The organism is Vibrio sp. 2304, from assembly GCF_033339475.1.
Classification (GTDB): Bacteria; Pseudomonadota; Gammaproteobacteria; order Enterobacterales; family Vibrionaceae; genus Vibrio; species Vibrio alginolyticus.
In genome coordinates, this window is record NZ_JAWOUQ010000009.1 from 34,480 (window position 1) to 48,601 (window position 14,122).

The following is a 14,122-nucleotide window of genomic DNA, read 5'->3' on the forward strand; positions in this document are numbered from 1 at the left end:
TCAATCAACAGCCTTAACACGGAATGTCGGCCTATATTCTGACGGAGATAACGATTCTTCGATCGTGTCATCATGAAGCGTCTTCGGAGTCAGTGGTTTGATGGTTGGTGAGGCATGTTTGTCATACGCTTCACCTCTTAAGTAATGCGTTGCTTGCATCACGGAAAGCCGACCTTGCTGCACCATTTTATCTGTTGGTGCGAAGAGCACTTTGTTACGTAACAGGCCTCGATATACACCATGACTTAAGTACACAGAAACTAAACCGATCTCCTCAGCTTTGCCTGCACTGCGCAGCTCACTGATGGCCGCTTCAATCGCCACTGCACTGCCAACAATGTAATCTATATTTCCCATATCGATCACACGTTGAACCAGGTTACGTTGTAACTCCTTGTCGTTGTCTGCCCAAAATGAGTCAACAATGTTGATATCACTTCCTTGTATCGCTTCATAAAATCCGGCAGTAACGGGTTTCGTACCACCACGAGTTCGCGGCCCCAAAAGTAAGGCAATGTTGGTCTTTCCTGACCCCTTTGGATGACGAGCTGCCAAATATTGACCCGCTTCGTATCCCATCCAATGCCAGTCAACACCGACAGTCCCTTTTAGCAACTCACTTTGTTCTTCATCCAAGTCGAGTTGGTTCACAGTAGCAAAAACGGGAGTATTCCCTACCCAATTTTTAAGTGAATGCTCGTAAGCCTGTGGGTCCACGGTCCCAAGGATAACTGCATCTGCTCCCCATTGGTTACACAGTGCGAGTTGTTGTTCTTGACGGGTTTTGTTTGGGTAGCCGCCCGCTTCAAGAACTCGTAGCTCGACACCTTCTCTTTTCGCTTCGGACACCATTCCATAGTTTACTGACAACCAGTATGAATCCTTTAGGTGAGGGTATATTGCACATATTTTCTCTGCGGCAACCGCTGGCAAAGAAGCAACGAGGGTTAAAGTGGCTGCAGAATGTTTGAAAAATGTGCGAAATGCGTGTTGATTTTTAACCATGAAATGAAGTTCGTTGGCATAGATTAAGTAAACACTGCAAAATATAACGTAATATGTCGCTGAACACGAACATTAAGGTCATGAAAATATGCTGCTAGCAACTGCAAGCATCGGTCGTAAACTTTTGTTGTCTTTCATTGCGATGGCAATACTGGTCATGTTATCGGCACTTATTGGTGTGTCTGGATTTTCTTTGGTTGCCAAAACCGAAAGAAATGTCGTGGATTCTGCGATTCCCGCCATGATTGAGGCGAGGCAAGTCTCTGAGTTGAGTACTCGTATTATTTCGTCTGTACAAATGTTGTCGAACGCAAGAAACGAGCAGGAAAGAAAGGAGTCAGGGCGAGTGCTGTTCGAACAGCTCGAGTCTTTACTCACTCACATCAAGGAGCTCGGCAGTGAGTCGTTCGATTCTCAATTGTTAGAAGCTTTAGAGAATAACGTCCAGAACGTTATCGACAATTTGGCAGAACTCGGTGTTTCGGTTGAAAAAAAGCTGTGGCTTGCAAAAGAGATAGATACTCGTGTTGAAGAAATGCGTCTGCTCAGTGAAGAGCTAGAACAACTAACTCGTACGCAAGTTCAGAATACAAGCACCATTGCTGTTGCTAACGTCACGCATATTTATGACTTATTAGAATCGAATAAAAAATCGCAAGTTTATCAGGCGCTAGATGCACTGGTGGAGGTCGATCTTGATCTGACTGAGCGATTGCATGAACTGCACTTGTTGGCCTTTAAAATGTTGAATCAGATTGAAGAGGCTCGGACATTAACGAATATTGAGCGAATTCAACAGGTTCAAAGTGATTTCGATAGCAACCTCAAAATCATGCAACGCCGTGTACTCGCTGTGGAAGATCCTACGCGCTCTAAGCAAATGAGCCAACTGCTCATAGAGCTTGGTAAGCGTCAGGTCGTATTTTCTATACTGATGCAGCAATACGAGAATAACGAACAGTCACAACAACTGATGCAAAAGACATTAGAGTTGTTCTCAGAGCTGAATGGCACGGTCAACAAATTGGTTGATGATTCAAACAAAACCACTACCGTCGCTGTAGACCAATTGACCAGCACACTGAAATTCGCTCAGTGGTCTTTAACCGTTATTTCAATTGTTGGTTTGATTGTATTGGTGCTGATTTTATGGCGTGTGGTGTACCTTTCTGTTGTGAAGCGGTTAGCTGAATATTCCGCTGCGTTGCTGTCTGTGGCGCAGGGTAACTTAGCGGTTGAGTTGGAAGTGAAAGGCAAAGATGAGTTGGCGCATATGGGGCAGGCCATCATCACGGCTCGTAATACCGCGCAAGCACTAAAAGTGGTAGCAGAGGGTGAAGCTCAAGCCAAGCGAGAGCTTGAGGAGCATAAAGAGCATTTAGAAGAGCTCGTTGAGCAGCGCACTTCGCAGTTAAAACAAGCAAACCGCCGTTTGAATGAAGAGGTTTTGAATCACGCTAAAGCTCGCAAGCAAGCAGAGCAAGCGAGCCGAGCAAAATCGGCATTCTTGGCGACGATGAGCCATGAGATAAGAACGCCAATGAACGGAGTGTTGGGGACAGCACGCTTGTTGATTGACTCAGGCCTCAACCCAATTCAAAAGCGTTATGCGGAAATCATTAATCGTAGTGGTAAAACGTTGCTCGCGATCCTTAATGATGTACTGGATTACTCCAAGATTGAAGCGGGGCATTTAGAAATTCGTCACATGGGCTTTGATTTACACCAAATGGTGGAGGACACTTTCCAGTTAATGAACAGTCGAGCACAAGAGAAGAAGCTGCTGTTCTCCTACCATATTGAAAGTGATGTTAGTCGCTACTGGAAAGGGGATGTCACCAGAATCAGTCAGGTGCTGAACAATCTTGTTGGTAACGCGATTAAGTTCACTGACGAAGGAGAAATTGATATCTACGTTAGCCTGAACCCTGAGGACGAGTCGCAAGTCCTGTTTGAAGTATCAGACACTGGAATAGGAATTGCCAAAAAATACCAGAGAACGTTGTTTGATGCCTTCACGCAAGCTGAAGGTGGGATGAGCCAAACTGGAGGCACGGGGCTTGGACTTGCCATCAGTAAGCGAATCATTGAAGCGATGGGCGGTGTTTTAGAAGTCGATTCCGAAGAGGGAAATGGTAGCCGATTCTGGTTCTCTATTCCGTTAGAGGAAAGCGAACCTGTTGAAACAGGAACCGTGGCAACCGCACGTTGCAAAGTGAAAGCAAAGGTCTTGCTAGTAGAAGATAATGAAGTCAACCGAGTGGTCGCGGAAGGTTTTCTAGAAAGCATGGGGCATCAAGTCGTGATGGCGGAAAACGGCTCACAAGCAGAGCAACTGATCAGCACACAAGATTTTGATATCGCTTTGGTCGACATCAACCTCCCTGATTGTGATGGAACTGAGTTGATCCAACGCTTAAAGCGGATTGAGTGTGATAAGCCGGCCAATAAAGCGCTTGCCGTCACGCCAATGATTGCAGTGTCTGCGCACGTTTTTGCGGAAGAAGTTGAGCGCTATCTAGCCGCTGGTTTTGACGGATACTTGCCTAAGCCATTGGCAAAAGAGGCACTCGCGGCATTGATTCAGGATGCGCTAGACGGAAAGCCGTTGTTGTTGCCACAAAATGCCGACTGTACCCCGTTTGATCAAATTTCGCCTCAAGAACAAGAGCTACAATCAAAGGTCGTTCAAGCACCCCAAAAAAAGGAACCCGATGTGGTTATCATTAATCCGAGCGTGATTGAGTCCGATATGAAAATCTTGGGCAGAGATAAGATGTTGCACATTATTAATCTGTTTAGAGCCACCAGCACCGATGTATTAAGCAAGCTGCAAGCGTCTGCTGAGGACAATGATAGTAAAGAAGTAAAGAACCTTGCCCATAAATTAAAGGGCAGTGCAGGAAGTTTAGGACTAACTGCGCTAATGAACGCTTGCCAAGCAATTGAAGCCGCGGCTCAACCTTTAGATACCTATAATGCGACTAAAGATGATTTAGTTTCTCAAGTGTCTGCATCAATTCAAGCTCTGGATGAGTTAATGGCGAAGTAATCCATCGAGCATTGAAAATAAAAAAACCTCCGGCTTTCCGGAGGTTTTTTCTATTCGGTCATGTCATCTTCCCACTCGAATCGAGTGTCTAGGGCATAAGGGTCATCATCAAAAGGATGTTCCACTTTGCCACGCAAGTATTCGAGTTGATGCTCAAGCATATTGACCGTTTCGTAGTCTCCCTCAGAACAAGCAACGTAAATCTGTTGTTCAAGAGCGGCAATGTTATCTCGGATACCCATGAGAACCCCCTTAAATCATCATCGATTCTCAAAACGATTATAGTCAAGTAATCCAAATTCGATCGGTTGTTTTGTACGGTACCAATTATGTAAACGATCGCTAAATGACCAGAATTTTTCTGAGCTTCTACGAATCGCAAAATTATCCAATAACTTAACGTAATCGGACTCGTTTTGGATGGCACTAAATTGATCGACAAAATCTTTTACTTGGTTTTCGTTGATCGAGAAAAATGCCGCAGGGTAGCTTCCCACAACGCCGCGTACAATGGTCATATCATCGTTAGCAAAGTCACGGTTACTTTCTTCATCAAACAAGCTAGAGATGTTTGTGTGTGCATTGTTGTGAAGTAAGGTGAACAGTTCATCTTCCCCTGATTGACTTCTCACCATAAGCATAGTGATTTGCGGAACGGTTTTTAGGCCTTCACCACGAACGTGGTCAATACGTTTTAGTTGCTTTTCACTACTCGCAGAAAGAGCCGTGTCTTGAATTTCGTAGCGAGGCAGAAGCACATCTGAAACATGTTCGCTCAACAACTCCACCAACTCCGTTTTTGGATCGTCACTCTTATACTGAACGCTGGTTGGTTGGTTAAACGGCTTCACATTTCGTTGTAAAAAGTCACTCAACTGCGGGCTTTGATCTTTATACCAGCTAGATTGCAGTTCATGGCGCATATCGGCGGGTAACAACGAGATAAAGTTACTTTCGCCTTCTAGACGCAAGAAGTCCATAAACATTCGTGTCATGAGCTGATGGCCGAAGTTACCGTAAACGTCAAACCCAGCAACAAGCAAATAGTGGATACGCTCTAGTAACGCGTAGTCAAGAATCCACACTGTTTTAGGCTGCTCACCAACTAACCCTTGAACAACAGAAGCACTATCAAAATGGCGGAATATCGTTAATGCCGCATTATGGTTGGTGCCATTACCATCCCAAATTACATCGGTGGATAGGTTTTCACCTTCTTTAAACCAGTTATTAGTGAACTCAGATTTAGCCTCTAGGTAGCGAGCTTGCTGGCGCGCGTACTTGACCCAGTTGGTAACAGGTAGCGTGTTACTCTCTTGTTCTGCCGGTAGTTTTAGATTATCAGCCTGAGATCGGTAAAACTCATTTACTTCTGGGATGTCTGCTTTATCTGGATCAAGGAAAAACACCCAAAAGCGATCATTGATAACATTCAATGCCAGTTGGCCACGACAAACTGGGCCTTTGATGTATGCCATTATTGTATTTTGCGCATTATCTAGCATGAACTTAAAGCGCGACTTAACTGGAAGGTCGATGAATGATGTCATCGGGTTTGCAGCAACTTCTGGTTCATAACTCGGTAGCTGACTAACCATGTAATCAGCATCAATAAACCAAGTTTTCCAGTTCTCTATGCGTTGCTTGTTTAACGCGAATGGCATGTGAGTTTTATCTACTATGGTCCCTTGCTCTGGAATAATTCGATAAAACACGCGTTCAACCCCTGGATCATCATACGGGCGACGCGTTGAAATACGTTTTACGGGCTGTCCTGGTGGTGTAGCAGAGCGGACGAGCGTGAAGAATCGGGGATCTTCATCGAGTTCCGAAAAGTAGAGATGAGATAAAAACAAATGCTCATATATATACCTAGCCATCAGCTGATTTTTCAAATCAGAGTGGTTAAGTAATGCTTCGTACTTATCTATTTGCGCTTGCTCATTCTCACTAACAGGTTGGTGAACGTTCATTATTGCGCCGTTTTCCAACCAAGTCATGAGTGTGTGGTATTCACTGTTTGATAGATTTGGCATACCAAAAGGCATGCCCCAGGTTGGGTTATCCTTTTCGTATTGCTCGTATTCTTCAATCGTTGGACAGGTTTGCTCTCGGTCTATCGAAAAGTCAAAGCCTTCTAACTGGACTTGGTCAGGCAATGGGTGGCGCTCTTTTTGTTGTAGCAAACGTGCGATAAGGCCTGCATCAATGTTGGCTGCCATGCTTTGATCACGTTCGTTGAGAACCGGATGAAAACCCGCATCGCGCCACTCTTGGGTTGTTTCTGCATCTTCGAATAAGCGTGTTGGTGCTGCGGCTGTGAGTCTTGTTCCTTCATATACCAGTGCTTTACTCGCACCACGGTCAATGCCCTCAACAGAAGAGAGCTTAAGTTGACATGGTGCATCGTAGCACGCGTGGCAGACGACACAGCGGTTATCCATAATGGGTTTAACTTCGCTTTGGAAGAAGTTTGCTTGAGGGGTTTCCACGTCAACAGTGCGTTCACGCACGAGCTGTGGACCAAACAGTTGATCATAGTTAAGACCAGCATAGGTTGCACAGCCGGCAAACAAAGTAGCAATGCAAAGTGTAAAAATTAAGCGCAAATTCATTGAGTTATTTTACGTGATTAGAATTTGCATTAATTAAAGCAAAATAAGCGGTCAATTACCAAAAGTTGGGTCAATTAGCGTTAATTTTTCTGTTGATTGTCTGAGCGCTTGAAAATGTAACCCTGGCGGTGGACTGTCTGAATTCTGTCTGTCGGAACGCCTTCGTGAACTAGACGCTTTCTCATTCTGCTCATGTGCATATCGAGTGCTCGATCATGTTCAGTAAATTCACGTTTTAGTACTGTTTCGTAAAGAAAAGGCTTACTAAGTACTTGATCTTGATGGTGAGTGAGAGTTTGCAGCAGCTTAAATTGAATGCTTGTTAACTGAACAGATTTCTTGTTTGGCAAGTAATTGAGTACCACAGAGTGAGTGCGCTTATCTAGTAATAGCTCCTCATCATTATGGTGAACGCCGTTGTGTTGGCATTGGTAAGTTTTTCCATTTGAAACCTTGGAGTCAAGCACGCGGGCACCTTAATTATTAATGGTAGTAAAACGTATTATCATTAATATTTATATAAAAGCAATCAGGTACTTTATGGGCGCTGTGATATGCGTAGACAATCTTAATATTTGAGATTAACAGTAGTGATGAATGGTGCGATGGCGCTCTGAACTAAAGTGCTATTGGAGTGCGTATTAGCTACAAATAACGGTGTAATGTTAGGCGAAGATAGAAAGAATTCTCATTTAGTAAATTCGCTTATCCGCTATTTGTGAACTATACATTCTGTTGCAGGAAGCACTTTTCTAATACACACAGAGGTTTATATGACAGCGAAATATGGCGTTAAACGCCGATTAGCGATTCTTGCCGCCGCTTTAATCGGTGCGACAAGTAGCAGTATCGCAGCAGAGAAACCAAATATTCTCGTCATTTGGGGTGATGATATTGGCCAGTCCAATCTCAGTGCTTACACGTTTGGCTTGATGGGGTACAAAACACCAAATATAGACAGTATCGCCAAAGAAGGCATGATGTTCACTGACTATTACGGTGAGCAATCTTGTACAGCGGGCCGTTCTACTTTCATTACGGGCCAAACCGTTCTTAGAACAGGTTTGAGTAAAGTGGGGCTTCCAGGTGCTGATCTTGGCTTGAAGGAAGAGGACGCAACCATTGCCGAAATGCTGAAGCCGATGGGCTATATGACAGGGCAATAGGTGATAAAGATGAGCACCTTCCTACTAATCACGGCTTCGATGAATTTTTTGGCAACCTTTATCACTTGAACGCCGAGGAGGAGCCAGAAAACGTCGATTATCCTAAAGATCCTGAGTTTCGTAAAAAGTTCGGTCCGCGCGGCGTTATCCGTTCGTACGCTGATGGCAAAATTGAAGATACAGGACCTCTAACTCGCAAGCGCATGGAAACCGTGGATGAAGAGACGTTAGATGCGGCACTCGACTTTATGGATCGTGCAGTCAAGGCTGAAAAACCTTTCTTTGTCTGGTGGAACGCAACTCGTATGCACTTCCGTACTCATGTGAAAGAAGAGAACTCTGGAAAAACAGGCATCAGCGAGTATGCAGATGGTATGGTCGAGCATGATAATCATGTAGGTCAGCTGCTGAAAAAAGTGGATGATTTGGGTATTAAAGACAACACAATCGTCTTTTACTCCACCGATAATGGCCCACACATGAACTCGTGGCCAGATGCAGGCACAACGCCATTCCGTGGAGAGAAAAATACCAACTGGGAAGGTGCGTACCGAGTTCCTGCGATGGTACGTTGGCCGGGTAAAATTAAAGCTGGCTCTGTTTCGAATGATATCATGCATCACATGGACTGGATGCCAACGTTCGTTGCTGCCGCGGGTGATGACAATATCAAAGAGAAATTGCTCAAAGGTTATAGTGCGAATGGTAAGAAATTCAAAGTTCACCTAGACGGCTATAACTTCCTACCATATTTGACTGGTAAAGAGGATAAGGCCCCACGTGAAGAAATTTTTTACTTCTCAGATGATGGAGACTTAACTGCACTTCGTTATAACAAATGGAAGCTGGTCTTTATGGAGCAACGAGCAAAAGGCACGTTGCGTATTTGGGCTGAACCATTCACCACACTTCGTGTTCCTAAGATCTTCAACTTGCGTATGGATCCTTACGAAGTGGCTGATATCACTTCTAACACTTACTATGATTGGATGCTAGACCGTGCTTACATGCTTGTTCCTGCGCAAGCTTACGTTGGCAGATTCCTTGAAACGTTTAAAGAGTTCCCACCAAGGCAAAAAGCAGCAAGCTTCTCGCTCGATCAAGTGATGGAGAAACTAAAAGAGAACCCAAATAAGTAAGAAAAGCTAAGTGAAGTATCACATATAGAAAGAGGCTCATTAACGTGAGCCTCTTTTTTATCTGTAAAATTCTATCTATTCAGGTTTGTAGAAAGCTTGATGACGAAAACGCCTAACGCTTCAATTGACAAGAGTTATAAACAAATTGGTTCGTAGTGGGCTGCCGTTAAGTTGGCTTTGATTTTTTCACGTAGAGCGATGTGGGCTGGGTTGTTTACCTCTCGCTTATGGTAGACGAACTTGTAAGGGATAGAGCGTATCGAAATGGGGCAGGGCAAAATTTGAAGTTTGAGCGCTTTGCTCCACTTGTTTGCAAAAGATTGAGACACGATCCCTAAACTGTCTCTTTGGGCGACATACAGCGCCATGCCCGCTAGCGAAGATGTGATCAAGTCGACTTTTCTTTCTTGAATTGTTTCCTTTGCTAGTTGCTCGAACCCCGACATGTTGTTCCATTTTCCTGAAAATAAACAGTGAGTTTCCTCATAAAATTGCTCTTTTGTGAGCGTGCCGTGTACACGGGGATGGTTCTCACGACAGATAACCACGGCTTCTTCCTCATAGGCATCTTCAATAATAAACGCTGCATCTTTCGTGATCACCGTATCGATTACTAGATCGACTTTTTGTTGTCTTAACAGCTCAAATAATAGGAATTTTTCGGGTGGTGATTCATAAAAAATAGTGTTCTTTATCGGGTCCATAATGTGCAACAAAATTTCCGAACAACACACTTCAAAATGATTTTTATCAGATATCGCATTGTCAATAATATTAACCGCTTGCTGGAATTGCGGCAGTAATTGATAAGCGGTGGAGGTTAGTGCGATCCCTCGTCCTTTTTTAACGAATAATTGCTTATCTACGACTTGCTCTAAACGCTTTATTGCAGCGCTCACAGCAGGTTGTGTAAGCCCTAATTGTTCCGCGGCTTTTGTATAAGATTGAAACTCCGCAACAACAAGAAAAGTTTGGATCAAATTCAAGTCCATAACGTCACTCATAAATTTAATTTATAGGTTAACTAATTTTGACTGCATTTATCGCCTTAAATTAGTGCTTTATCTTATATCAACAATGGTATTGAAAAGCGAATACCATTTTTTACGCACTAGCGAACTCTTGGAGATAATATGAAAAATGCGACCAAAACGAGCAGTAAAAAACTCGTACTTAACGCATGTACGTTAGCTTTGGGCGCTGCATCTGCAGTTGCACATGCAGCAGACAAACCCAACATTCTTGTCATCTTTGGTGATGATGTTGGTTACTGGAACCTTAGTACCTACAACCAAGGCATGATGGCGTACAACACGCCAAACATCGATAGCATTGCTAAAGAGGGTGCGAAGTTCACTAACTTCTACGCACAGCAAAGCTCGACAGCAGGCCGTTCTGCATTCATCACTGGTCAAATGCCAAAACGTACAGGTCTATCAAAAGTGGGCTTACCAGGCGCTCCGGAAGGTATCTCGGAAAAAGATCCGACGATTGCAACCGTGCTTAAGCAAATGGGTTACGCAACCGGACAATTTGGTAAGAACCATTTAGGTGACCGAGACGAGCATCTTCCTACCAACCACGGTTTTGATGAATTCTTCGGCAACCTATACCACTTGAACGCAGAAGAAGAGCCAGAGAACGTGGGTTACCCTAAAGACCCGGAGTTCAAGAAGAAATTTGGCCCTCGTGGCGTTATCCATTCTTACGCTGACGGCAAAATCGAAGATACCGGTCCACTAACGCGTAAGCGTATGGAAAATGTTGATGGTGAGTTTCTTGATGCCGCAGAGAGCTTCATAGAAAAGCAAGTAAAAGCGGACAAGCCGTTCTTTACTTGGTTTAACACCACTCGCATGCACAACTTCACACATGTTCCTGAAGAATACCAAGGTAAAACAGGTGCCGGTTTCTACGCGGATGGTGTTAAGCAGCACGATGACCAAATCGGTCAGCTACTTAACAAGATCAAAGAGTTAGGTGTGGATGACAGTACAATCATTGTTTACACCACTGACAACGGCCCTATGGTTGATTTGTGGCCGGATGCAGGGATGACACCGTTCCGCTCAGAGAAAAACACTGGCTGGGAAGGGAGTTTCCGTGTGCCAATGTTGATTAAATGGCCTGGAAAAATTGAGGCAGGTAAAACATTCAACGGCATGATGTCATTAGAGGACTTTTTCCCGACACTAGTTGCTGCGGCAGGTGATACCAAAGTTAAAGACGAACTGCTAAAAGGCAAAAAAGTTGGCGATATGGACTACAAAGTTCACCTAGACGGTTACAACCAACTGCCATATTTAACGGGTAAGTCAGACAAATCCGCACGAAATGAGTTCGTTTACTGGAGCGACGACGGCGATCTTGTGGCATTGCGCCAAGGAAAGTACAAGTTCCACTTTATGATTCAAGAGAATGAAACGGGTATGGATGTATGGCGTAAGCCGTTCACTAAACTTCGTGTGCCACTGATCTTTGACTTGAGCATTGATCCATTTGAACGAGGCGATCAAGGCATGGGTTATTCTCGTTGGATGTACGAGCGTTCATTCTTAATGATGCCAGCAATGGATACAGTGAAAGAGGTGATGGGTACATTCAAAGAATTCCCGCCTCGTATGGAAGCAGGTTCGTTCGTACCTAAGTCTTCTAAGTAAATTAAGATTATATAGCGCTTTTTGGAGCGCTATATACCCAAATAGCTTCACTTTTGCTGTACAGCGCTCACGAGGTTATTTGGGTATATGTAATAGTGAGAAACGTATGAGTAAGATTTCCCCTCGCCATTCTACTACTATGCCTATTGTTCCTCTTAAAACGGCGTCTAAAGCGCCGGTTCTGGGCGCGTATGACCGTCGATTCCATGTGATGGCAAAGCCAGGCGGAGCAAAGTGCAACATCGATTGTCAGTACTGCTTTTATCTGCATAAAGAAAATCTACTGCACCAAGAAAAGCAGCCAAAAATGGACGACGCAACACTGGAAGCGTTCGTGAAAAGCTATATCGAAAGTCAGGATGGCGAAGAAATTGTATTCTCATGGCAGGGCGGGGAGCCGACGCTGCTTGGGTTGGACTATTTCCGCAATGTCGTAGCTTTGCAAAAGAAACATCAGCCGAAAGGCGTTCGCATTGAAAACGATCTTCAGACCAACGGCATTTTGCTAAACGATGAGTGGTGTGCGTTTTTAAAAGAGCACAACTTCCTAGTTGGCTTGTCGATTGATGGACCACGAGAGCTGCACGACAAATATCGCAAAACCCGCAGCGGTAAGCCAACGTTTGATCTCGTGATGAAAGCGGTAGATAAGCTCAAAGCGCATGGCGTGAAATTCAACGCGTTGGTCACGGTGAATCGTCACAATGCGAAATACCCGCTCGAAGTATATCGATTTTTAACCCAAGAATTGGGTGTGACTTATATTCAGTTTGCGCCGGTGGTAGAAGCCAACAACTTCCAAACAACCGCGCCGCAGTTTTGGAACGAACAGATGATCCCAACCAAAGGCAGTGATCTGGCTAAACCGGGGCATCCAATGTCGATTGTAACGGATTGGTCAGTCGATCCTGAAGACTGGGGACGCTTTTTAATGGCGACCTTTGAAGAGTGGGTGAATAACGATCTTGGCCGTGTGTTGGTTAATCTGTTTGAAACCGCGGTGGCGCAAGTAATGGGGAAACCGTCTCAGCTTTGCATGACGGCGGAGTTTTGTGGCAAAGGGTTGGCGATTGAGCACAATGGCGACGTGTTCAGTTGCGACCACTATGTGTATCCAGAATACAAACTCGCCAACATTCATGAACACTCACTGAATGAAATGGCCTTCTCTACAAGACAATATACTTTTGGCATGGCAAAACGCGATTCATTGCCGACGTATTGTAAGCAATGCCCTTACTTGCCTTATTGTTGGGGTGAGTGCCCCAAAAACCGTTTGATCAAAACGCCGAATGGTGAGAGTGGTCTAAACTATTTGTGTTCGGGAATCAAAATGTTCTTTGATTATGCGTTACCGATGTTGGTTGGTCTTGCACAACTTCTCCAATCTCAAGAACCGCAAAGATAACATAGTGAATATAACCTTAAGTTATTTCATTTGTTCTTATACTTAACTATCGAAAAGACGGCTTAAACCATTGAAAAGGTATCCTATGAACCACGCACAACAAGCGATAAAAGAACTCATCGAACAAACAGAAAAAAGCGTCATTGGACAAAGCCACGTGGTTCGAGCTTTAGTCATTGGGTTATTAACAAATGGGCATATTCTGCTAGAAGGTTTACCGGGAACGGCAAAAACACGTTCCGTAAAATCGTTGGCGAACTTGTTAAACACCAGTTTTGGTCGAATCCAGTTTACACCGGATCTTTTACCATCTGACGTGACGGGTACTGAGGTTTATCAAGAGCTGGATGGTAAGCCGCAACTCCATTTTCAGTCAGGGCCAATTTTTAACAGCATTGTACTTGCTGATGAGGTCAACCGTGCACCAGCCAAAGTACAAGCGGCACTGCTTGAAGCCATGGCCGAAGGCACAATCACGGTAGGCGATAAAACTCACGTATTGCCAGACTTATTTATGGTGCTTGCAACGCAAAACCCAGTAGAGCAAGAGGGCACGTACCCACTGCCAGAAGCGCAAATGGACCGCTTTATAATGAAGGTTACCGTCGATTATCCAGAAGATGACGCCGAACGTGACATCATTCGTTTGGTGCGCAGTGAAGAATTGGGTGCGGAAACCAGCAGCGAAATTGTTACGCCAAAACACATCGAGCCAGACGTGGTGCTAGAAGCGCGTCGTCAGTTACCAAACATCGTGGTATCAGACCTAGTGGAAAACTACATCGTTGCGTTAGTGATGGCGACTCGTAAGCCAGAGCGTTATGCCGATTCAAACTTAGCAAAATGGATTGAGATTGGCTCTAGTCCTCGTGCTTCCATCGCACTCGACAAATGCGCTCGTGCGTATGCGTGGATGCAAGGACGTGACCATGTGACTCCTGACGATGTGCGTGCCATGGTTCCGTCTGTATTGGGCCACCGTTTTTCTTTGACCTACGATGCACTAGCAGACGGAGTCGATCACCAACGAGTCGTACAAGAGCTGCTAGATTGTGTAGAAATTGGGTAAGTGGGAGG

At 44.6% G+C, this 14,122-nt stretch carries 9 protein-coding genes and 1 pseudogene; 5 read left to right on the forward strand and 5 right to left on the reverse strand.

Annotated elements, in window-relative coordinates; genetic code table 11:
- A complete protein-coding gene (gene torT / locus R7P64_RS17050) occupies window positions 1-1,050 on the reverse strand; it encodes a TMAO reductase system periplasmic protein TorT (RefSeq protein ID WP_080960073.1) in 1,050 nt (349 codons plus the stop codon).
- 43 nt (window positions 1,051-1,093) lie between these two features.
- On the opposite strand from torT, the gene torS reads away from it, so the two are divergent.
- Window positions 1,094-4,057 carry a TMAO reductase system sensor histidine kinase/response regulator TorS gene (torS, locus tag R7P64_RS17055; protein ID WP_136977175.1) on the forward strand — a complete coding sequence of 988 codons (2,964 nt, stop codon included), beginning with the start codon at window positions 1,094-1,096 and terminating at the stop codon, window positions 4,055-4,057.
- A 50-nt stretch (window positions 4,058-4,107) separates the two neighbouring features.
- Here the strand turns inward: torS and R7P64_RS17060 are convergent, their stop codons facing one another.
- The 3 genes from R7P64_RS17060 to R7P64_RS17070 form a co-directional block, all read right to left on the reverse strand.
- Window positions 4,108-4,299, reverse strand: a complete 192-nt coding sequence (locus tag R7P64_RS17060; RefSeq protein ID WP_005376565.1) for a hypothetical protein — start codon at window positions 4,297-4,299, stop codon at window positions 4,108-4,110.
- A gap of 18 nt (window positions 4,300-4,317) precedes the next feature.
- Window positions 4,318-6,672 carry a fatty acid cis/trans isomerase gene (locus R7P64_RS17065; RefSeq protein WP_170960431.1) on the reverse strand — a complete coding sequence of 785 codons (2,355 nt, stop codon included), beginning with the start codon at window positions 6,670-6,672 and terminating at the stop codon, window positions 4,318-4,320.
- Between the two features lie 80 nt (window positions 6,673-6,752).
- Window positions 6,753-7,139 carry a winged helix-turn-helix domain-containing protein gene (locus tag R7P64_RS17070; protein ID WP_053349174.1) on the reverse strand — a complete coding sequence of 129 codons (387 nt, stop codon included), beginning with the start codon at window positions 7,137-7,139 and terminating at the stop codon, window positions 6,753-6,755.
- A gap of 306 nt (window positions 7,140-7,445) precedes the next feature.
- On the opposite strand from R7P64_RS17070, the pseudogene R7P64_RS17075 reads away from it, so the two are divergent.
- A pseudogene (locus tag R7P64_RS17075) lies at window positions 7,446-8,977 on the forward strand (arylsulfatase).
- A 134-nt stretch (window positions 8,978-9,111) separates the two neighbouring features.
- On the opposite strand, the gene R7P64_RS17080 reads toward R7P64_RS17075, so the two are convergent.
- Window positions 9,112-9,969 (reverse strand): LysR family transcriptional regulator, encoded by an 858-nt coding sequence (locus tag R7P64_RS17080; RefSeq protein WP_025767859.1) that lies wholly within the window; start codon window positions 9,967-9,969, stop codon window positions 9,112-9,114.
- A gap of 141 nt (window positions 9,970-10,110) precedes the next feature.
- Here R7P64_RS17080 and R7P64_RS17085 point away from each other — a divergent pair, with 141 nt between their 5' ends.
- The 3 genes from R7P64_RS17085 to R7P64_RS17095 all read left to right on the forward strand — a co-directional run bounded on the left by R7P64_RS17085 (window position 10,111) and on the right by R7P64_RS17095 (window position 14,114).
- Window positions 10,111-11,637, forward strand: coding sequence for an arylsulfatase (locus tag R7P64_RS17085; protein ID WP_318123744.1), 1,527 nt, complete (start codon window positions 10,111-10,113; stop codon window positions 11,635-11,637).
- A 106-nt stretch (window positions 11,638-11,743) separates the two neighbouring features.
- The gene (locus R7P64_RS17090; RefSeq protein ID WP_213971544.1) at window positions 11,744-13,045 is read left to right on the forward strand and encodes an anaerobic sulfatase maturase; all 1,302 of its coding nucleotides are present in this window, start codon (window positions 11,744-11,746) and stop codon (window positions 13,043-13,045) included.
- Window positions 13,046-13,130: 85 nt separating this feature from the next.
- Complete coding sequence (locus R7P64_RS17095; RefSeq protein WP_033906480.1) at window positions 13,131-14,114, forward strand: AAA family ATPase; 984 nt, start codon at window positions 13,131-13,133, stop codon at window positions 14,112-14,114.
- The last annotated feature ends 8 nt before the right edge of the window (window positions 14,115-14,122 follow it).